Origin of the sequence: Cellulomonas dongxiuzhuiae (assembly GCF_018623035.1) — a bacterium.
GTDB lineage: Bacteria > Actinomycetota > Actinomycetes > Actinomycetales > Cellulomonadaceae > Cellulomonas > Cellulomonas dongxiuzhuiae.
In genome coordinates, this window is sequence record NZ_CP076023.1 from 3953223 (window position 1) to 3974357 (window position 21135).

The 21135-nt window shown below is 74.4% G+C and carries 14 protein-coding genes; 8 read left to right on the forward strand and 6 right to left on the reverse strand.

Annotated features, from left to right (window positions below):
* Window positions 1-84 precede the first annotated feature (84 nt).
* Both KKR89_RS17985 and KKR89_RS17990 read right to left on the reverse strand, forming a co-directional pair.
* Complete coding sequence (locus KKR89_RS17985; protein WP_208196669.1) at window positions 85-1614, reverse strand: hypothetical protein; 1530 nt, start codon at window positions 1612-1614, stop codon at window positions 85-87.
* A complete protein-coding gene (locus KKR89_RS17990) occupies window positions 1607-2161 on the reverse strand; it encodes a sigma-70 family RNA polymerase sigma factor (protein ID WP_208196670.1) in 555 nt (184 codons plus the stop codon). The genes KKR89_RS17985 and KKR89_RS17990 overlap by 8 nt, the downstream gene beginning before the upstream one ends.
* Window positions 2162-2267: 106 nt before the next feature.
* Between KKR89_RS17990 and KKR89_RS17995 the strand changes: the two genes are divergently transcribed.
* Both KKR89_RS17995 and KKR89_RS18000 read left to right on the forward strand, forming a co-directional pair.
* Complete coding sequence (locus tag KKR89_RS17995) at window positions 2268-3578, forward strand: MFS transporter (protein ID WP_208196671.1); 1311 nt, start codon at window positions 2268-2270, stop codon at window positions 3576-3578.
* Window positions 3575-5311, forward strand: a complete 1737-nt coding sequence (locus KKR89_RS18000) for a SpoIIE family protein phosphatase (protein ID WP_208196672.1) — start codon at window positions 3575-3577, stop codon at window positions 5309-5311. Before KKR89_RS17995 ends, KKR89_RS18000 begins: the two co-directional genes overlap by 4 nt.
* 109 nt (window positions 5312-5420) lie before the next feature.
* On the opposite strand, the gene KKR89_RS18005 is transcribed toward KKR89_RS18000, so the two are convergent.
* The gene (locus KKR89_RS18005) at window positions 5421-6962 is read right to left on the reverse strand and encodes a CCA tRNA nucleotidyltransferase (RefSeq protein ID WP_372438579.1); all 1542 of its coding nucleotides are present in this window, start codon (window positions 6960-6962) and stop codon (window positions 5421-5423) included.
* A 142-nt stretch (window positions 6963-7104) separates the two neighbouring features.
* Here KKR89_RS18005 and KKR89_RS18010 point away from each other — a divergent pair, with 142 nt between their 5' ends.
* The 6 genes from KKR89_RS18010 (at window position 7105) to trxA (ending at window position 14963) form a co-directional block, all read left to right on the forward strand.
* Window positions 7105-7653, forward strand: a complete 549-nt coding sequence (locus KKR89_RS18010; RefSeq protein WP_191783219.1) for an NUDIX hydrolase — start codon at window positions 7105-7107, stop codon at window positions 7651-7653.
* 41 nt (window positions 7654-7694) lie between these two features.
* Entirely contained in the window at window positions 7695-9839 is a 2145-nt protein-coding gene (locus KKR89_RS18015; RefSeq protein ID WP_214765645.1) for a DUF6049 family protein, read from the forward strand.
* Entirely contained in the window at window positions 9836-11563 is a 1728-nt protein-coding gene (murJ, locus tag KKR89_RS18020; protein WP_208196674.1) for a murein biosynthesis integral membrane protein MurJ, read from the forward strand. Before KKR89_RS18015 ends, murJ begins: the two co-directional genes overlap by 4 nt.
* Before the next feature lie 76 nt (window positions 11564-11639).
* Window positions 11640-13436, forward strand: coding sequence for a protein kinase family protein (locus KKR89_RS18025; RefSeq protein ID WP_208196675.1), 1797 nt, complete (start codon window positions 11640-11642; stop codon window positions 13434-13436).
* 142 nt (window positions 13437-13578) lie between these two features.
* Window positions 13579-14616: a thioredoxin-disulfide reductase gene (trxB, locus tag KKR89_RS18030; protein WP_208196676.1), complete on the forward strand. Its 1038-nt coding sequence runs from the start codon at window positions 13579-13581 to the stop codon at window positions 14614-14616.
* On the forward strand, window positions 14613-14963 hold the full coding sequence (trxA, locus tag KKR89_RS18035) for a thioredoxin (protein ID WP_208196677.1): 351 nt from the start codon (window positions 14613-14615) through the stop codon (window positions 14961-14963). Before trxB ends, trxA begins: the two co-directional genes overlap by 4 nt.
* A gap of 359 nt (window positions 14964-15322) precedes the next feature.
* On the opposite strand, the gene KKR89_RS18040 is transcribed toward trxA, so the two are convergent.
* The 3 genes from KKR89_RS18040 to rsmG form a co-directional block, all read right to left on the reverse strand.
* The gene (locus KKR89_RS18040; RefSeq protein ID WP_208196678.1) at window positions 15323-16498 is read right to left on the reverse strand and encodes a ParB/RepB/Spo0J family partition protein; all 1176 of its coding nucleotides are present in this window, start codon (window positions 16496-16498) and stop codon (window positions 15323-15325) included.
* Window positions 16495-17544 (reverse strand): ParA family protein, encoded by a 1050-nt coding sequence (locus KKR89_RS18045; protein WP_372438580.1) that lies wholly within the window; start codon window positions 17542-17544, stop codon window positions 16495-16497. Before KKR89_RS18045 ends, KKR89_RS18040 begins: the two co-directional genes overlap by 4 nt.
* A 1279-nt stretch (window positions 17545-18823) precedes the next feature.
* The gene (rsmG, locus tag KKR89_RS18050) at window positions 18824-19471 is read right to left on the reverse strand and encodes a 16S rRNA (guanine(527)-N(7))-methyltransferase RsmG (protein WP_208196679.1); all 648 of its coding nucleotides are present in this window, start codon (window positions 19469-19471) and stop codon (window positions 18824-18826) included.
* Window positions 19472-21135 lie beyond the last annotated feature (1664 nt).

A 21135-nucleotide genomic window follows, 5' to 3' on the forward strand; every position in this document is an offset into this window, starting at 1 on the left:
CCAGCGTCGGGATGAGAACGACCGGGGGTCCGTTCCGGTTGGGTTCGTCCGGAAGTGTGAGGCGCTCTTCCGGTGGCGGGCCCGTCAGCGGGCACGCACCACGTCGACCGAGGTCACGCGCCACGCCTCGTCGACGACGACCTGGTCGACGTCGTCACGGTCCTCGGACCAGCCGAGCGTCGTCGTCGCGCCGGTCGTCAGGTCGACGCGGACGTCGCGCTGCGGGTCGGCGCGGCCGCTGCCCGGGTAGCAGCCGTTGAGGTGCGTCCAGACGCCCCCACCGGCGAACGTCAGGGACGTGCCGTGGTCGTACGGCGACCAGCCGTCGGTCAGGGACCGGATCGTCCCGTCCTCGAGCACGGCCGGGTCGGACGTCACGTCGCACGGCGCGGGCACGACGACCCGACCCAGCCCGATACGGCCGTCGGCCAGCGGCCACGCGTCGCGGACCGGCACGTCGCTCGTCGCGAGGCGCTGCGGCCCGCCCGCGTCGGCGGCGACGTCCACGGCGTCGAGCCGCCACCGGCCGTCACCCTCGCCGCACGCGGTCAGCACCGCGTGCTGGTCGGCCCAGCCGGCCAGCCGGCACGCCGGGTCCGTGGGCGCGCCCGCGACGTCGTGCGACTCCCCCGTGCGCAGGTCGACGCCGAGCAGCCCGCCGCCGGGCGCCTGCAGCACCAGCCACGCCCGGTCCGGGCTCAGGGGGGGCAGCCGGTGCGGCAGGGCGACCTCCCCGAGGTCCCGCACGACGCCGTCGGGCGAGATGACCTCGAGACGGCCGACGCTGTGCGGCACGTGCGCCGGGTCGATGCCCGACGTCATCGCCGCGACCTCCGGGTCGACCGCGACGGCCCAGCCGGGGCTCACGGGCGACCGGTGGCTGCGGGCCTCCTCGTCGAGGGCGGCCAGGTCCGCCGGCATGTCCGCCACGAGCCACACGGACTCGCCGGTCGTGGCGATGCCCAGCGGGTGGTACTCCCACGCGAAGGGCAGCGGCGTGAAGGTGCCGGTGGGCAGGTCAAGCAGGCCGGGCGTCCCGCGCCCGTCCGCGCCGGTGGGCGCGCTGACGAGCGCCCAGGGGCTGCCGGGCTGCCAGTCGGTGACATGCACCTCTGCGAGCGGGGGCGTCTCGAGCAGCGCCGTGCGCTCGCCCGTGGGTGACACGAGCTCGACGGTGAAGAGCACCTCCTCGGGGCGCGTGCTCATCGTCGTGCCCACGCGCTCGCGCCGCACGGTCGCCAGCGTCCAGCCCGGCCCTGTGGCGGCGAGCAGGTCCGCGACGGGCACGGCTCGGGGCGTGGCGACCTTCACCGGTGTGCCCAGAGGCCGCGTCTCGCCCACGGGAGCCGGGGCCGCGGTGGTCGCGGCCGTCGGGCCCGACGTGGTCGCGACCTCCGTCGGCGCGGGCCTCGGCTGCAGCCCCCACGCGACGACGCCGCCGACGGCCACGAGGGCCACGACGGACAGCGCCCCGTCACGGGTGTGGCGCAGCGTGCGACGGCGCCGGACCGTGCGGCGCGTGCGGTCGAGGGCGTCGGGAGGCGCGGGAGCCCCCGCGTGCGCACGCTCGACGTTCTCCTCCACGCTGCTCAGCAGGTGTCCCAGGTCAGTCACGTCGCACCTCCGGTGTCGTGGTCGTCAGCTCGACGGGGACGGGGTCCGCGTCGTCGGCGGGCGCGCCCAGGCGCTCGTGCAGGCGGGCCGCGCCGTCGGACGTGTACCGCTTCACGGCGCCCGCGCTCAGTCCGAGGGCGGCGGCCGTCTGCTCGACGGACAGGTCCTCGACGTGCCGCAGCACGACGCACGCACGCTGTCGCACCGACAGGCACTGCAGCGCCTCCACCACGTCGCGGTCGAGGCCCGTGGGCACGAGCTCGTCGTCGGGGGCGGGCCACGCGACGCGACGTTCGAGGGCGCGGCGCTCGGCGGCGGCCGTCCGCGCCCGGTCGATGGACCGGGTGACGATCGCGCGCCGCACGTACTGCTCGGCCTCCCCCACGGACGTGAACCGCGCGCGCCCCGCGAAGGTGGCCACGAGGGCGTCCTGCACGAGGTCCTCCGCGTCGGCCCGCGTCGGGACCAGCAGGGCTGCACGCCCCAGCAGCCGCGCGTAGCGGTCCCGCGCGACCTCCTCGAGCAGCCGTTCCCAGCTCCCGCGCACCTGGTCCTCCTCGTCCGCCCGCCCTCGGGGAGAAGAACGGAGCAGCCTGCCCGCCGGGTTGGGGGTTCTCCGACGTCCTGCCCGGCCTGGGACGTAACCTTGGCAGGTGCAGGTGATCTCCGACCTCCGGGCGCTCTGGCCCCTGACCGGCTTCCGGCGGCTCTTCGCCGTGCGCCTGGTCAGCCAGGCGTCCGACGGCATGTTCCAGATCGGGCTCGCCACCCTCTTCTTCTTCTCGCCCGAGAACGCGTCGACCGCCACGGGCGTCGCGGCCGCGTTCGCGGTGCTGCTGCTGCCCTTCACGATCGTCGGCCCGTGGGCCGGTGTGCTGCTGGACCGCTGGCGGCGCCGGCAGGTGCTGCTCTACGGCAACCTCGTCCGGGTCGTCCTGACGCTGGTCATCGCGGCGATCATGCTGACCAGCGGCGTCGGCCCGGCCGTGTACGTGCTGGCGCTCGTGACGCTCTCGGTCAACCGGTTCCTGCTCGCCGCGCTGTCGGCGTCGTTGCCGAAGGTCGTCGACGGGCCGCTGCTGCTGACCGCGAACTCGCTGACCCCCACGCTGGGGGCGGGCGCGGCAGGCGTGGGCGGTGCGGTGGGGTTCGCGCTCGGGCTGCTGCTGCCCACGGGCCGGGCGCAGGACGCGATCTCGCTGGTCGTCGCGGCCGCCGTCATGGCGTGCGCGTCGGGCCTGGCCACGCGCCTGGCACCCGACCAGCTGGGTCCCGACGAGCGCACACCCACCTCGCACGTCCGACGGGCCCTCGGGGACCTCGCGCGTGGGCTGGTGGCCGGGGGGCGCTACCTCGTCGCACGCCGGACCCCCGCGTACGCGCTGGGCATCATGGCGCTGCACCGGTTCTGCTACGGCGCGGTGTTCATCGCGAGCATCCTCATCTCCCGCAACCTGCTGTCCGACCCCACCGACGTCGAGGCCGGTCTCGCGACCTTCGGCACGGTCCTGGCCGCGAGCGCGGTCGGGTTCGCCCTCGCGGTGGTGCTGACGCCCGTGCTGAGCCCGCGCGTCGGGCCGCACGTGTGGGTGGTCCTGTGCCTGCTGCTGGCGGTCGTGAGCCAGCTCGTGCTGGTGGTGACGGTGTCGCTGCCCGCGGTGCTCGCCGCGGGGGGCGCGCTGGGGCTCGCCGCGCAGGGCGCGAAGATCGCGGTCGACACGATCGTCCAGCGGGACACCGCCGACGCCTACCGGGGCCGCGCGTTCTCGCTGTACGACGTCATGTACAACGCCGCGTTCGTCGGGGCGGCGGCGCTCGCGGCCGTCGCGCTGCCGGACACGGGCTGGTCCCCGCCGCTGTTCGCGGTGCTGGCGGGGGTCTACCTCGCGGGGGCCGTGGTGTTCGCCCGCAGCCCGCGCACCCCCGCGTCCGTGGACGTGCCACCGGTCGAGGTGAGGGCATGACGGACACGCTCACGCCCGACGACGCGCCCCGCGCCGTCCTGGGTGACACGCCGCTGCCCGACGAGCTGCTCACCGAGCAGCTCGCGCGCGCGATCCTCGAGGCCGGTCCGCTGGCCATGACGGTGTCGGACCCGCGGCTGCCGGGCGACCCCGTGGTGTGGGTCAACAGGGCGTTCACGTCCCTGACGGGGTACACGGCCGAGGAGGTACGCGGCCGCAACTGCCGGTTCCTGCAGTGCGCGGACACCGATAGGGACGTCGTGGACCGGCTCCGGACCGCGCTCGACCGCGGCGACGACGTGCAGGAGCTGCTGCTCAACGTCCGCAAGGACGGCTCCCCGTTCTGGAACCAGCTCGCGATCACCCAGCTGCGCGACGAGACCGGGCAGGTCACGCACCGCGTCGGGGTGCAGGTCGACGTGACGGCGGAGGCCGACGGCGAGGCCGCCCGCACGCTGGAGCTCTCGCTCATGCACCGCACGGCGGACCGGCTCGAGCTGCTCGCCCGCATGGGCGAGGAGCTGTCCCGGCACCTGGAGTACGGCGACGCGGTGGACGCGCTGGCCGACCTGGTGGTCCCGCGGCTGGCGACGTGGGGGTTCGTCGCGATGATGTCGGAGACCGGGCACCTCGAGCGGGTGCACGTCGTGACGTCGGACCCCGCGCACGCGGACGCGGCGCACGCCCTCGGGAGCGGTGGCACGACGTGGCTGACGGCGTCGCCGCACGTCGCCGCGACGCTCGCGGCCGGCGCCAACCACGTCCCCATGCCGATCACCGTGGACGTGAGCTCGCTGCCGACCCGGACGGCGCCGCCCGAGCTGCACCTGCTCACGACGCTCGGGCTGGGCAGTGCCCTGCTCGTGCCGCTCACGGGTCGTGACCGTGTGCTCGGCGTGCTGTGCCTCGTGCACCGCGATCGCGACGGCTTCGACAGCGAGATCGTCGTCACCGCCGCCCACCTGGGCCGTCGTGCGGGCGTCCTGCTGGAGAACGTGCGGCTGTACCTGGCGGAGCGGGACGCGGCCCTGACGCTGCAGCACAGCCTGCTGCCGGTGCTCGGCGACGTCGGTGGCCTCGACGTGGCCGCGTCGTACCTCCCGTCGGGGCGGCGCGCCGAGGTCGGCGGCGACTGGTTCGACGCGTTCGTGCTGCCCGACGGTGCGGTCAGCCTGGCCGTCGGGGACGTCGTGGGCCACGACCTGCGCGCCGCGGCGTCGATGGGTCAGCTCCGGTCGCTGCTGCGCGCGTCGGTGTGGCGCGGCGACCGGCCCGGCGAGGCGCTCGAGCGGCTCGACGGCCTCGTGCGGGCGCTCGACGTCGCGGACGTCGCCACGTGCGTGCTGGTCCGCTGGGAGCGCACCGCGGCGGGCGCGCACCTGACGTGGGCCAGCGCGGGGCACCCCCCGGCCCTGGTGCGGCTGCCCGGCGGTGAGGTCCGCGGGCTCGACGGCGCCCGCAGCACCCCCGTCGGCCTGCCGCCCGTGCACACGGGGAACGTCCCGGAGGAGTCGGTCGAGGTGCCGCACGGCGCCGTCCTCGTCCTGTACTCCGACGGTCTGGTCGAGCGGCGCGACCGCGGCCTGCGCGAGGGCATCGCGGGGCTCGCCGACGCGCTCGCGGCAGTGCCGGACGATGCGAGCGCGACGCAGGTGTGCGACGCGCTCACGGCCGCACTGGTCGACGAGCACCAGGAGGACGACGTGTGCCTGCTGGTGGTGCGGGTCGACTGAGGCGTCAGCCGCCCCACGACCGCAGGCCCTCGACCTGGTCGGCGTCGTCGACCCTGGTCGGCGTGGCCGGCACCACCGGACCGGTGGGGGTGGAGCCCGGGGGCGGTCGTCAGGCCCCCCGCTGCGCCCACCACTCCAGCAGCACCTCGCGCGCGCGGTCCTCGCCCAGGGGGCCGTGCTCCATGCGCTCCTCGAGCAGGTACCGGTACGCCTCGCCCACGTCGCGGCCGGGTCCGATGCCGAGGACCTGCATGATCTGCGTGCCGTCGAGGTCGGGCCGGATCGACGCGAGCTCCTCGGCCTCGCGCAGCGTCGCGATGCGGCGCTCGAGGTCGTCGTACGCGGCCTTGAGCCGTGCCGCCTTGCGCTGGTTGCGGGTCGTGGAGTCGGAGCGGGTCAGGCGGTGCAGCCGCTCGAGCAGCGGTCCGGCGTCGGTGACGTAGCGGCGCACCGCGGAGTCGGTCCACTCCCCCTCGCCGTAGCCGTGGAACCGCAGGTGCAGCTCGGTGAGGCGCGCGACGTCGTTCACCGTCTGCTTGTCGAAGCGCAGGGCCTTGAGCCGCTTCGACGCGAGCTTGGCGCCGACGACCTCGTGGTGGTGGAAGCTGACGCCGCCGCCCTCCTCGAACCGCCGCGTGCGGGGCTTGCCGATGTCGTGCAGCAGCGCCGCCAGGCGCAGCACCAGGTCCGGGCCGGGCACCTCGCCGTCCGGGCCGGTCTCCAGCGCGATCGCCTTCTCCAGCACCATCAGCGTGTGCTGGTAGACGTCCTTGTGGCGGTGGTGCTCGTCGATCTCCAGGCGCAGGGCCGGCAGCTCCGGCAGGACGTGGTCGGCCAGTCCGGTCTCGACCAGCACCTCCAGGCCGGCGCGCGGGTGGGGGCTGAGGAGCAGCTTCGTCAGCTCGTCGCGGACGCGCTCGGCGGACACGATCTCGATGCGCGGGGCCATGTCGACGATGGCCGCGCGGGCGTCGTCGTCGAGCCGGAACCCCAGCTGTGCGACGAACCGCGCGGCCCGCATCATCCGCAGCGGGTCGTCGTCGAACGACCGGCGCGGGTCGATGGGCGTGCGCAGGACGCCCGCCGCGAGGTCCGCCAGGCCGTCGAACGGGTCGACGAACACGAGGTCCGGCACGCGCACCGCCATCGCGTTGACCGTGAAGTCACGCCGCGACAGGTCGCCCTCGAGGGTGTCCCCGAACTCCACGAGCGGCTTGCGGGACGTCGGGTCGTACGCGTCGGTGCGGTAGGTCGTCACCTCGACGACGACGTCCTGCGACCCGGGCCCGCGGCGGCCGGCGAAACGGCGGGCACCGACCGTGCCGAACTCGCGCCCGATGTCCCAGTGCGCGTCGCCCCACGCGGCGATGATCGGCTCCGCCTCGTCCGGCGTCGCGGGTGTCGTCAGGTCCAGGTCGTTGCTCGCGCGGCCCAGGAAGGCATCGCGCACCGGCCCGCCGACGAGCGCGAGGTCGTACCCCGCCGCACGGAAGCGCTGACCCAGGTCGATCGCGTCGGGCGCCATGACCGCGAGGGACTCCAGCGCGCGGCGGCGCAGCTGCTGCACAGCCGCCGGGTCGGGGCCGTCGACGGGCGGCCCGACAGGCCGGTCGGTCGGGGCGTCGGTCGGTTCTGCAGGCAGGTCGGGCACCGGACAAGCGTGCCAGAGGTCGCACCCGTGCCGTCGCGCCGTGGCACCACGCTGACGCGCGGATGACCCGTTCGTGGTCAGGACGTGACGTGGGGGGGACGCTCGCACGGAACCATCCATGACTAGTCGTTACAGTGTCGGCATGTCCACCGCTGCCGTTCCGTCCGGTCCCGGGCGCGTGCCGGCACCGCCGGGTGGGCATCCCCTGCGCATCGACCCCACGCGTGCCCACGCCCGCACGCACGCCGTCGCGCTGCCCGTGGTGGACGAGACGTCGGCGGGCGGGCTCGTCGTCGCCCGTCAGGACGGCCACTACGCCGCCGCCGTCATCGCCCGCCGCAACCGTGCCGGACGCCTCGAGTGGTGCCTGCCCAAGGGGCACCTCGAGGGCGACGAGACGCCCGAGGAGGCGGCCGTCCGCGAGATCGCGGAGGAGACCGGCATCACCGGGCAGGTCCTGCGACGCCTGGGCGTCATCGACTACTGGTTCTCGGGCGACGAGCACCGCGTGCACAAGGTCGTGCACCACTTCCTGCTCGGAGCGCTGCACGGCGACCTGACCGTGGAGAACGACCCCGACCGTGAGGCCGAGGAGGTCGAGTGGGTGCGGGTCGTCGACCTGCCCGACCGCCTGGCCTACCCCAACGAGCGTCGCCTGGCCGGGATGGCGCTCGGGGTCCTCGACGACTGATGGGTGCTCGCGTCCGCTGTACCGGCACGCCGCGCCGGCCCGTGACCCCGCGGCGGCGAGCCGCGAGCAGCATCCTGCTCGCGGCGCTCGTGACGCTGCTCGGGCTGGGCGCGCTCGCGGCGCCGACGGCGTCCGCCGTGCCCGCGCCGGTGGGCCTGACGACACCGACCCCGACGCCCACCCGGGACGACGCACTGCCCCTGCGCGTCCAGATCACCGAGGTGAGCCCCGCGGTGCTGCGTCCCGGGGAGGACCTCGTCGTCACCGCGCGGCTCACCAACACGTCCGCCGACCAGATCGTGGACCCGCGCGTGCTCGTCCACCTCGAACGGATCCGCCCCGGCAGCCGGGCGGACCTCCAGGTGTGGCTCGACGAGCCGCTCACGGGGCAGCGCGTCGGCAACCGGGTCGCGCAGGCGACCACCGCGACCGCGCTGGCGCCCGGCACCTCTGTGGACGTCGCGGTGACGGTGGCCGCCGACAGCGTCGGGCTCCTCGACCGGCCCGACACCTGGGGCGCCCGCGGGCTGGCGGTCCAGGCGGTTGCGGGGGGGCAGCGCATCGGGCTGCAGCGCTCGTTCGTGCTGTGGGCCACCGAGAGCGACGACGTGCCGCAGGCCCGGGTGTCGGTCCTGGCGCCCGTCATCGGGCCCGCCCCCGTGCCCGCGGACCTCGACCTGCCCGCGCCGGGACCCACCCTCAGCGAGCTCGTGCAGCCGGGAGGCCGGCTCGACTCGATGCTCGCGATCGCGCGCACCAGCCCCGACGTGGCGCTCGTGGTCGACCCGGCGGTGCTGGCGAGCGCGCGTGCCGGCACCGACGCGACGGCCGCCTGGGCGGGCGACCTCGCCGCGGCAGCCGTCGGCCGCGACGTCGTCGCGCTGCCCTGGTCGGACCCCGACCTCACCGCCCTGGCGCACGCCGACGCCCCCGGTCTGCTCGACGTCGCCGTCGAGACCTCCGCCACGGCCGTCACCACGGCCGTCGACGGCGGTCGGCCGCTGTCCGCCCGGACCGACGTCCTGTGGGCCCCGGGGCCCGTGACCGACCAGTCGACCATCGACCTCGCGGCGCGGTCCGGGGCGTCGGTGCTGGTGCTGTCGCCCGACGACCTGCCCGAGGACGTCGAGGCCGCCGGCGCGCGCAGCGAGCTCACGTCGAGCGCCGGCACCATCGCCGGGCTCGTGCCCGACGCGACCCTCACGACGCTGCTCGCCGACCCCGCCGAGCTCATGCCGGACCCCACCGGCGCCACCGTCGTGCAGCGCGTCCTGGCCGAGCTGTCGGTGCTGGCACGCGGCTCCGACCAGGGGCTGCAGCACGTCCTGATCGCGTTCCCGCGGGACGCGGACCCCGACGCCGACCTCGTCGAGCGGGTCCTGGCGGCCGTGCAAGGTGCGCCGTGGTCGCGCACCGCACCCCTGACGGCCCTGCTCGGCGCGCGCGGCTCGACCGACGAGGCCGAGGCACCACCGGCGACCGTCGACGTCCCCGACGCCCTCGCCCCGGCGCAGGTGCAGCGGCTCGTCGGCGCCCGCGACGCGACCGTGGCGTTCGCGACCGTCACCGAGGACGCCGGACCGCTGCTCGCGGGGGTCGACACGGCGGTGCTCGCACCACTGGCCACGGCCTGGCGCGAGGAGCCCACGCTGCGCGGCCGGCTGGTCGACGCCGTGGTCGACGCGGTCGACGCCCGCCGCGTCGGCCTGACCCTGGCCCGCGCCAGCGCCCAGTACCTGGTCAGCGCGAACAACACCGTCCGGTTCTCGGTCCGCAACGACCTGCCGGCCGACGCGGCGGTACGCGTCCAGACCACACCCCGCAAGGCGTGCCTGCGGATCGAGCCCAGCGAGACCGTCGTCGTCCCCGCCGGGGGCGAGGAGGTCGTCCCCGTCGCAGTGCACGCGATCGCCAACTGCGAGGTCGTCGTCGAGGCCGTCCTGACCAGCACCGACGGGACGCCGCTCGCCGAGCCGGTCACCTTCGTCGTGCGCGCTTCCCCCACCATCGAGTCCGTCGGCACGGCGGTCGTGGGCGTGCTCCTGGCCGTCGGGCTCGTCCTGGGTGTCGTCCGCACGGTGCGACGCGGCCAGAGCGCACGGCGCGGCGCACGGCGCGTCCACGACGACGCCGGGACGCGGCCGCTGCCCGTCCTCGGCGGGACCCCGGAAGGGGACGACGCGTGAGCGCGACGTCCGTGCCTCCGGGAGACCCGCAGGACGTGCCGGGGGGGCCGGGCGACCCCGTCGAGCCGCTGGGCGGCGAGAGCGGCGCCGACGACCGCACCGGACCGCGGGGCGGTGTGCGGCGCGGGGCCGCGCTGATGGCGAGCGGCACCGCCGTGTCCCGGCTCCTGGGCTTCCTGCGCCTCATGGTCCTCGGCGTGGCGATCGGTGCCACCGGTCAGGCCGCCGACGCCTTCTCGGTGGCCAACAAGCTGCCCAACGTGCTGTTCATGCTGCTCGCCGGCGGCGTGCTCAACGCCGTCCTGGTGCCGCAGGTCGTGCGCGCCTACAAGCGCCATGCCGGCCAGGAGTACGTCGACCGCCTCCTCACGTTCGGCTTCGCGCTGCTCGCGGGCGCGAGCGTCCTGCTGACGCTCGCCGCGCCGGTGCTGGTGCGCGTGCTGGCCGACCCCGACAGCGACGCCCAGATCGCGCTGACCACGGCCTTCGCGTACTGGTGCATCCCGCAGCTGTTCTTCTACGGCGCGTACGCGCTGCTCGGGCAGGTGCTCAACGCCCGCGGTTCCTTCGGGCCCTACATGTGGGCACCGGTCGTCAACAACATCGTCTCGATCGCAGGCTTCGGGCTGTTCTACGTCCTGTGGGGGCAGGTGGACGTCGCCGAGGAGTGGGGCGCGGGGCAGATCGCGCTGTTCGGCGGCTCCGCGACCCTCGGCGTCGTGTGCCAGGCGATCGTCCTCGTGCCGTTCCTGCGACGGGCGGGCGTGCGCTACCGGTGGCGGTGGGGGGTGCGCGGCTCGGGCCTCGGCCGTGCGGGGAACGTCGCGACGTGGACGTTCGTCGGCCTGGCGATCGGGCTGCTCGGCTACGTCGTCGTCTCGCGGGTCGCGTCCGCCGCGCCCGGCGGGGCGGCAGGTCCGGCCACCGACGTCGCGGGCAACGCGGCCTACGACTACGCGTTCGCGCTGTTCATGCTCCCGCACTCGCTCGTCACGGTGTCGCTCGCGACGGCCCTGTTCACCCGGCTCTCGGCGCAGGCGCATGACGGTGACGTCGCCGGTGTGCGCGGCAGCCTGTCGTCGGGGCTCCGGGTGGTCGGGCTGTTCACGCTGCTCGCCGGTGCGGGTCTCGTCGTGCTCGCCGAGCCGGTCGTGCGCCTCCTGCTGTTCTCGCAGCCGCAGGGGCCGGTCGACGCGGTCGCAGGGGTCGTCATCGCGATGGCCGTCGGCCTGCCCGCGTTCGGCGCGTGGTCGATGTGCCAGCGCGTGTACTACGCCTACGAGGACGCCAAGGGCATGGTGCCCGTGCAGATCGCCATGGCGGCCGTCGTCGTCGCGGGCACGCTGCTCGCCCAGGCCCTCCTGCCGCACCGCGCCTGGGTCGCCGGCGCAGGGCTGTCCATGAGCGTGTCGTACGTGCTCGGGACCGTGCTGGCGATGCGCGCGCTGCGGGGGCGGCTCGGTGGGCGGATCGACGGTGCGCACGTCCTGCGGACGCACGCGCGGGCCGGGCTGGCTGCGCTGGCGGCGGCGGGTGTCGGCTACGTGACCCTGCTCGCGCTGCGCAGCTACGGGCCCGGTGACCTCGCTGGAGCCGTGCTGCAGTGCGCGGTCGTCGGCGTGGTGATGAGCCTGACGTACCTGGGAGCCCTGCGGCTGCTCCACGTGCGGGAGCTCGACCAGCTGCTGGGGCCCGTGCTGCGGCGCCTGCGGGCGCGACGCTGACCCCGGGCCGTCTAGCATGCACTGGTGACCTGCGATCGCAGGTCCGTCGGTCAGGGGCGGGTACGGAGGTGGCACGGTGACGGAAGAGGTCGGCCGGGGCACGGTGCTCGCCGGGCGCTACCGGGTGGTCGACCCGTTGCCGTCCGACCTCGACGACGTCTCCGTGTGGCGCGCGACCGACCAGATCCTCGACCGCCCCGTGCGGGTGCGCGTGCTGCAGTCCGGTGCCGTCGCCCCTGCGCTCGACGCGGCCCGCCGCGCCGCGCTGGTCACCGACTCACGCCTGGTGCGCGTGCTCGACGTGGGCATGCACGGGGGCGCGGGCTACGTGGTGTCCGAGCAGATCAGCGGCGCGTCGCTCGCCCAGCTGGTCGAGCGCGGTGCGCTGACGGCCGACCAGGCGCGCGCGGTCGTCGGCGAGGCGGCCGCCGCGCTCGAGGTCGCGCGCCGCCGCGGCGTTCACCACCTGGCGCTGCGGCCCTCGGTCGTGCACGTGTCGGCCGACGGTCGTGTCCTCGTCTCCGGGCTCGCGATCGACGCCGCGCTGCTGGGCACCGCACAGGCCGACTCCGCGGCGACGAGCCGCACCGACGCGGTCGACCTCGTCCGGCTGCTGTACACGGGCCTGACGGGTCGCTGGCCCGCGGGCCCCGACGACGTCCGCACGACGAGCGTGCCGGCGGCGCCCGTGCTCGACGGTGTCCCCGTGCCGCCGGGTGAGATCGCGTCGGGCATCCCCAACGACCTCGACACCCTGTGCTCCGTGACCCTCGGCCCGCACGAGGACGGTCCGCACTCCCCCGGTGACGTCGTGCACGAGCTCGAGCCCTGGGGTGAGATCCGGATCGGGCGTGCCGCCGACGACACCGCCGGTCGGGGCGGCGCGGTCGCCGCAGGTGCCGCCGCCGCCGTCGCCGGGGACGAGCCCGAGCGACCTGCCGCACCCGTGCGCGTCGCCCGGCAGTCCGTGCGCTCGGCGTTCGACGAGCTGCCGGCCGGGACACCGCGTCCCGGGACACCGCCGCCCGCCGTGCCCACGCGCAGCCCGAACGGACGCGTCGAGCGCACCGGGGTGCTGCCGGTGGGCGTCGCCGCGACGCCGGCAGGCCCCGCCACGCCGCCGAGCCCCGCGGCGCTGCCACCCCTCGTGCGTGAGCCCGAGACGGACCTGTGGGACGACGGCGGCAGCTTCGCCGACGACCCGTTCGCGTTCGTCGAGGAGGAGGAGGAGACGCGCCGCCGGTTCGACCCGACGGCCCTCGTCCTCGTGCTCGTCGGTGTCGCCGTGCTCATCGGCCTGGTGTTCGCAGCGCGGTCGCTGTTCACCTCGCCGGTCGGGGACCGCGAGCCTGTCGCCCAGCAGACCACCGGCCAGGAGCCCCCGGAGACCGAGGCGGCCGCGCCGCCCGTCGCGGAGGAGCCGGCCGAGGAGCCGCCGCAGGCCGTGCCTCCGACCATCGCGTCGATCCGGACGTTCGACCCGACCGACGCGGCGGGTGAGCGCGTCGAGAACGTCGAGCTCGCCGTCGACGGCGACCCCTCGACGTTCTGGTTCTCCTACACGTACAACCGGCCGGACTTCGGCGGGTTGAAGGAGGGCATGGGCCTCGAGCTCACGTTCGCCGAGGCGAGCACCGTGTCGGGCGTGACCCTCCACGTCAACGGCACCGGCGGCAACGTCGAGGTGCGCGCGACCAACGGTGGCGCCCCGACCGAGGGGCCCCTGCTCGCGTCGAGCACGCTGAGCCAGTCGACGGTGCTGACGTTCGCCGAGCCCGTGCAGACCTCGACGCTCGTCCTGTACTTCACCGAGCTGCCGACCAACGCCGCGGGCCAGTTCCGCCTCGAGGTCACGGAGATCACGGTCAGCTGACGGCCGCCGCGCGGCACCGGGTGGTGGACGGCGTCCGCGGCGGGGAACAGAAGCGCTCTACGATCGGTTGCACGATCCAGATCCCGGGCCGTCCTGCGGCCCCGTCGCCGCGGCGACGTCGACCGACCCAGCGAGGCACCCTGTGACCGAACCCGCCGCCCAGCCCACCTCCGACGACGTGCGCGACCTCGTCGTCGTCGGTTCGGGACCTGCCGGGTACACCGCCGCCATCTACGCCGCGCGTGCCGGGCTGGCCCCCGTCGTGCTCGCCGGGTCCGTCACCGCCGGCGGTGCGCTGATGAACACGACCGAGGTCGAGAACTTCCCCGGCTTCCCCGACGGCATCCAGGGCCCCGAGCTCATGGACTCGATGCAGAAGCAGGCCGAGAAGTTCGGTGCGCAGGTGCTGTGGGACGACGCGACGTCGCTCGACCTCACCGGTGACGTCAAGGTCGTCACGACGGGCGGCGGCGAGGTCTTCCGCGCCCGCGCCGTCATCCTGGCGACGGGCTCGGCGTACCGCGAGCTCGGACTCCCCGACGAGAAGCGGCTCTCCGGCCGCGGGGTCTCCTGGTGCGCCACCTGCGACGGGTTCTTCTTCCGCGACCAGGACATCCTCGTCGTCGGCGGCGGCGACTCCGCCGTCGAGGAGGCGACGTTCCTGTCGCGGTTCGGCAAGACCGTCACGATGGTCCACCGCCGCGACCAGCTCCGGGCCTCGAAGATCATGGCGGACCGTGCGGCTGCCGACCCCAAGATCTCGTTCGCCTGGAACTCCCAGGTCGTCGCGATCCACGGCGAGGAGAAGGTCACGGGCGTGACCCTGCAGGACACCGTGACGGGTGAGACCCGCCAGGTCGACGCGGGCGGCCTGTTCGTCGCGATCGGCCACGTGCCGCGCACCGAGCTGCTCATCGGCCAGGTCGACCTGGACGAGAACGGGTACGTGCAGGTCGAGGGCAGGTCCACGCGCACCAACCTCACGGGCGTCTTCGCGTGCGGCGACGTGGTCGACCACACCTACCGGCAGGCGATCACCGCCGCCGGCTCCGGCTGTGCGGCTGCGCTCGACGCGCAGCACTACCTGGCAGGGCTGGCGGACGTCGTGACGGACGTGGTCGACCCGGTCTCCCCCGGGTCGGCGCTGGTGGTCGACGAGAGCACGCAGGAGGCGCGATGAGCACGACGGACGTCACCGACCTGACCTTCGAGGCCGAGGTCCTGCGCAGCGAGGTCCCGGTGGTCGTGGACTTCTGGGCCGCCTGGTGCGGACCGTGCCGCCTCGTCGCCCCGGTCATCGAAGAGCTCTCGGAGGAGTACTCCGGTCGGGTGAAGTTCGTGAAGGTCGACACCGAGGCGAACCCCGGGCTCTTCGAGGACTTCAAGGTCCAGTCGATCCCGTACATCGCGTTCTTCACCGGCGGGGAGATGGAGAACAGCCTCATCGGCGCCCGACCGAAGGCGGTCCTCCGGGAGGCCGTCGAGGAGCTGCTCGCGGCGACGGTCGACGACACGCCGCAGGGCTGAAGACGACGCACACCGACGGCGTGCAGGGCTGAAGCCGACGCCCACCGACGTCGTGCGGGTGTGAGGCGGACGTGACGGGCACGGCTGCCGTCACGTCGCTTGGCCTCGGCCGGCGACCCCGTACGCGACGCCTCGCGCGTCGCGCTACTGCGCAGCTGTACAGGGCACGCCGGGGCTCCGTGGAGTCCCGGCGCGCTACCCGGCGCCTTTCCGGCCCCGGATGGCCTGCTCAGGCGGGGACAAGCGCGCCGCCGCCAGACCCGCCCCGAGCCGCCCGTCCCCCTCGGGCGCTCTCCGGGCCGCCTGGCAAACTACTGAGCCATGCTCAGGACTGCGGATCAGCGCGGATCCGACCCGAATCAGCTCTTGAGGACGCCCGGGTCCTCCGGCGCGAGGGCGCCGAGGATCCGGTTCAGGTCCTGCACCGAGGCGAACTCGACCGTCAGCTTCCCCCGGGTCTTGCCGAGGTCGACCTTGACGCGCGTCTCGAACCGGTCCGAGAGCCGCGATGCGAGCTCATCGAGCGCCTCGTTGCGGATCCCTGCGCGCGGGCGCTGCTTTCGCGTCGGTGCCGACTCGTCGCCACCGAGCGCGACGATCTCCTCGACCGCACGGACCGACAGCCCTTCGGAGACGATCCGCTGCGCGAGCCGCTCGATCGCTGCTCCGTCACCCAGACCGAGCAGGGCGCGCGCATGCCCCGCCGAGAGCACCCCTGCCGCCACGCGACGCTGCACGAGAGGCGGGAGCCGCAGCAGCCGTAGCGTGTTCGAGATCTGCGGACGGGAGCGGTGGATACGGGTGGCGAGCTGCTCGTGGGTGCACCCGAAGTCGTCGAGCAGCTGCTGGTACGCCGCAGCCTCCTCGAGCGGGTTCAGCTGCGACCGGTGCAGGTTCTCCAGGAGCGCATCGCGCAGGAGGTCGGAGTCCTCGGTCTCACGGATGATCGCGGGGATCGCCGTGAGGCCCGCCTCCTGCGTGGCACGCCACCTGCGCTCCCCCATGATCAGCTCGTAGCCGTCGTCGACCGCTCGCACGACGACCGGCTGGAGGACGCCCACCTCACGGATCGAGCCCACGAGCTCGCTCAGCGCGTCCTCGTCGAAGACGGTCCGCGGCTGGCGGGGGTTGGGTCGGATCGAGCCGACCGGCAGCTCGGCGAAGCGGGCGCCGGGCACCGGGACGAGCCCGTCGATGTCCGCGACCTCGGCCATCGCAAGGGGCGCCGGGCCGGACGCCGCGTCGTCGGCTGCGGGTGCGCCGGCAGGTGTGCCTCCCGGGACGACGTCCGCGCTGGTGCCCCCGGCCGGCACACCCTGCTCCGGCGCCTCGGTCTTCTCCGGGGTCGTCTCGGCGGCGCCCGCGGCTGCGGTCGCGGCGGCGGCCTCCGCAGCAGCGGCCTGGTCGGCTGCAGCCTTCACGGCATCCGGGAAGAACACGTCGACGGGTCGGTCGCCGGTGCTGCGCGGTGTGTCGAGGCCGGTCGGGATGAGTGCTCCCAGACCACGGCCGAGACCGCGACGCTTCTCGCTCACTGGTCCTCCTGTGCAGAGCCGCCAGGTGCCTCGGCGGCGGTGGGGGTGGTGGTGCTGGGGCCTGCTCGCTCGGCCAGCTCGCGTGCGGCCTCGAGATACGCGAGGGCGCCGGACGAGCCACCGTCGTACGTCATGACGGTCTGGCCGTAGCTCGGTGCCTCGGAGATGCGCACGGAACGCGGGACCGTCGTGCGCAGGGTGCGCTCAGGGAAGTGCGTCCGCACCTCCTGCGCTACCTGCTGCGCCAGGTTGGTCCGTGCGTCGTACATCGTCAGCAGGATCGTGGACACGGCGAGCCCGGGGTTCAGGTGCGCCTGGATCAGCTCGATCGTCTTGAGCAGCTGCGAGAGCCCCTCGAGCGCGTAGTACTCGCACTGGATCGGGATGAGCACCTCACGCGCGACGACGAACGCGTTCACCGTGAGCAGCCCCAGGCTCGGGGGGCAGTCGACGAACACGTAGTCGATCTGGTCGAGGCCCTGCCGGGTGCGCCACTCGAAGTACCCGTCGAGAGCGGTCCGCAGCCGCGTCTCGCGCGCGACCATCGAGACGAGCTCGATCTCCGCACCCGACAGGTCGATGGTGGCGGGCAGGCACCAGAGACCCGGCACGTCCGGACTCTCCTGCACAGCCTCGTGCATGGGTGCCGAGTCGACCAGCACCTCGTAGATCGAGGGCGTGCCCGCACGGTGGTCGATGCCGAGCGCGGTGGAGGCGTTCCCCTGCGGGTCGTTGTCGAGCACGAGGACCTGCAGACCAGCCTGCGCGAGTGCCGCCGCCAGGTTGACCGTGGTCGTCGTCTTGCCGACTCCGCCCTTCTGGTTGGCGACCGTGATCACCCGGGTCCGCTCGGGACGGGGGAACTTGCGCCCGCGCAGCTCGATACGTCGACGGGCGTCGAGCTGCAGCTCCGCGAGCACCGGCGTGTCCGCGGACGACCGGGGCAGGCTGTCGACGAGAGCGGCACGACGCGCCTCGTCCTGGTCGCCGAGCGACGCGTCGCTCAGATCGGTCGTCCGCCCCTGGGGGTCGGGCAGGTCCTCCACGGTCCCTCTCTCGTCCTCGTTCATCCTGTCAGGGGTCGGGCCGCTGGTCAGGGGCTCAGCGGTCGGGGCGCTGGTGGCGTTCACCGTCGGCGTGCCACCGTCACGGTCGGCGCTCGGGGCCCCAGGGCTGTCCTTGACGTCCGCGCTGCCTGTCGCCTGGTCGGGCTCGTCGCGCCGTGGCGCGCCGGGCGGCGCGCTCTGCGTCACGCGAGGGTCTCCCCCAGCGCCCTCCCGCGCGGCGTCCGCGGGTCGGCCGCTGGGGTCCTCCTCGTCGGTGGCCGTCACGCCGGATTGCCACGGTTGAGCCGCGCTCATGCCGACGACGGACACCGGCTGCGGCCTTCCCGAACGGCGAGGCCGCGTGTCGGGGGCCCCGGCACCCTGCCCGGTGGGGCTCGTGGGGACCTTTGCGCTCGCAGCGGGAGCGTCGGTTCCACGTGAAACGGCGGAGTGGCCCGTCTGCGGGGCCGTGGTGTGGACTCCCACTGTCGTCGCATCAGGGACTCCGGCAATCTCGCCGGCCTGGCCGCGCACGTCTCCCCACGGGGCTGCGGCACCATCGCCAACAGCGGCGGTCGTTGCCGTCACGGACGGGCCTCCCCCGCTTCGAGCACCCTCCACTGTTTCACGTGGAACGGCTGACTCAGTGGGCGCCGGAGCAGCCCCAGTGGGCGCCGGGGCAACGCTGGGACGTCCCCCCTGAGACGCGTCCTGCCCGGCGTCCATGACGCTGGTGGCGTCCCGAACAGGGCCTTGGTCAGGCGCGACCACAGGAGGCTGCGGTGTGGCCGCCCGACCTGGCGAGGGGACGTCGGCGGAGGACGACGCCAGGTCCTGCGGCGTCCAGCGCGGCACCTCGCGATCCCTCAGGCTCTTCTCGCTCGCCGCCGCGGAGTCGATGTCGCCGGACGGGGCTGCCTGACCGGACATGGTGAGCGGCTGCGGGCGGTCGGAACCTGCGAGGGCCGCTGCGGTCGACACGCGCCCGGGATCCACGGGCGTGTGCGGGGACACACCGACTCCTGCCGCGTCGACCTCACCCGATGCGCCAGCAGAGGCTCCGGGTGTCGTCACCGCAGCCGCGCCCAGGGACGCGCTCGGTGGCGCGGATGCGTCACCACCGCCTGTCGACGTGTCTCCTGGATCCACGCCGTGCGCGGCAGGTGCGGGTGTGAATCCCGTGCCCCCCAGCACCGGGTCGGGGATCGCTCCAGCAGCGGCCTGGGCTGCCTGCGCGGCCGCTCGCTCCGCCGCCTCCCGCTCCTCACGGCGCTTCTTCCTACCGAACACGCGCACCTCTTCCTCGGACTGCCGACACGACCCGCGTGGGTTCGGTCCCGGCGATGGTCGTCACCTCGTGCACGCGGCCATCAACGAGCCCGAGCGAGCGCATGACGCCGGCGGCTGCCGCGAGCTCTTCCTCGGCCCGGGCGCCCTTCATGGCAAGGACGCTCCCACCCTGCCGGACCAGTGGCGTCGTCCAGCGATACAGCTTGTCGAGCGAGGCCACGGCGCGTGCAGTGACGACGTCTGCCACGACCGCTCCGTCGAGCTCCTGCGCTCGCGCGCGCCTGACCTCGACATTCGCGAGCCCGGTGCGCTCGACGACGTCAAGCAGCCACGTCACGCGCCGCTCCATCGGCTCGACCAGCATCACCTGGGCGCGGGGCCGCATCGCCGCGATGACGACGCCCGGCAGCCCGGCCCCCGATCCGACGTCGACGATCAGCCCGTCCTCGGGCAGGAAGGGCACGACAGCCGCCGAGTTGAGCAGGTGGCGCTCCCACAGACGCGCGACCTCGCGGGGACCGACCAGCCCGCGGAGCTCCCCCTCGTCGGCCAGGAACGCGTGAAACGCCTCGACTGCGGGCCACGCGTCACCGAAGAACACCGGCAGGCGCGGGTCACCGTCCCACGGGTCAGCCATCGCATCGGTCGCTGATTCAGCGCTCGGTCCGTCTGGCACTCGGTGGCTCCTGTTCCACGTGAAACGAGCCTGAGGCTCTGACGAGCACCGCCCCTGCGCCCGCTTCGTTGCGGGCATACGCTACCCCGCCGGGCGTCGCCGAGGTTGCCCACCACGCGCCTGTGGATCAGTGCGCCACGACACGGAGCGCGCACTCGCCGTCGCTGCAGCGGCTCACGCCGCGCGGTCGCCACGGACCGCGCGGGCGCGACGTCCGCTCCGTCCGCGCTGTGCCGACCCTGCAACTCCTCGAGGCAACGCTCAACTCTCCGCTCCGGTCGGCCAGGACACGGTCGAGCCGCGTGCGCGGCCCTCGGGCTCGAGGGCCCTGGGTGGCCGCTGCGAGGTCGGATCTACCTGCACCCGTCCGAGCTCCCCGGTGGCGCATAAAGCCCCCGGCTCCTGCGGCAGAGAAGCTAGAACGCGAGGATCCCGTGCTCAGACCACCATTCGTCGCCGCATCTTGGCTCAGCAGATCCCGCGAGGCCCCTGGGCCTCTCGCGGGCTGTACGAGAACGTCGGGGCTCCGTCGCCCGCCTGGCCGTACGGGACCTCTCAAAGGACCTGCGCCCCCGACCACGGGGCGCCAGCACCCACCGCCGTCGGGCCGCTCCCGCTCGCTGCAGGGGGGACCCAGCGCACCTGGGCTGCATGCCGCGCGCGCGGGCGCGACCACCCCCGGACGGGAGGCACGCCGCCCCATATACGGCACCGCTCCCCGTGTCGCACCCTCCCGCGGGGGCGCCGCGCCCCACGGAGGGTCCTCACGCTCGCGGAGGGTCGTCACGGGGCTCCTCACGGGCGGCGCGCATCTCGGGGCGCGCGCCTCACGGAGGGTCCTCCGCGCGCCTCACGGAGGGTCCTCACGGGGCCACACCTCGCCGGGCGCACCTCGCCGCAGGTCCACCCCGGCGGGCGCCTCGCGCGGCGCCTCGCCGGGCCGCCTCACAGAGGGCGCCTCGCGAGGACTCCTCACAGGGGCGCCTCGCAGGGCTGTTTCGCCGAGGGCTCCTCGCTGGGCCTCACGAAGGCCCTCTGCCGGGGTTGACCTCGCGGCGAGCTCCTCGCGAGAGCCCATGGGGGCGCGCCTCGCCGGGGCCCACCTCGCGGGGGGTTCCTCACGGAGCGCGCCCCGCGGGGTGCTCCTTCCCGCGGAGCGCGCCGCAAGCCCAGTGGTCGATCATCCCTGCACGTCCGGGCTCTGACCTCCATGTCGGCGGTACGGGGCCCCTCGCGGTGAACCTGTGACCCAGGACGGCCGACTACCGACCCCCCCGCGCAGACACACCGCTGCAGTCCCCGCGTGAATGCGCACCAGTGGCCGAGCTCTCGACGCGCCGTCCGCATCCGGACGCGTCGACCGCAGAAGCAGCCGCGCCGCCGTGAGACAGGGTGTGGCAGCGCCCCGGCTCTGCGACACCTCCCTCCCGCTGAGTGCGGGCGCCGTGTCGCCGATCCTCCTCCGAGGTAGGTGCAGCCCGTGCAAGACGCGGGGCGCCACCACGCTGTCGCTGTTGCGGCGGTCCGCGCCGGCATCCTGAATCGCGTCGTCGTCTCGCGGTACCGGACGACGATCCACGTGAAACGCGCAGCCCGCAGCGATCGGACCGGTGCACCCACTTGGT

What these genes read in the sequence shown, in the direction of transcription:
- KKR89_RS18000 (WP_208196672.1), top strand. Translation starts at nt 3,575, where the DNA reads ATGACGGACACGCTCACGCCCGACGACGCGCCCCGCGCCGTCCTGGGT.
- rsmG (WP_208196679.1), bottom strand. Translation starts at nt 19,471, where the DNA reads ATGGCTGACCCGTGGGACGGTGACCCGCGCCTGCCGGTGTTCTTCGGT.
- KKR89_RS18010 (WP_191783219.1), top strand. Translation starts at nt 7,105, where the DNA reads ATGTCCACCGCTGCCGTTCCGTCCGGTCCCGGGCGCGTGCCGGCACCG.
- trxA (WP_208196677.1), top strand. Translation starts at nt 14,613, where the DNA reads ATGAGCACGACGGACGTCACCGACCTGACCTTCGAGGCCGAGGTCCTG.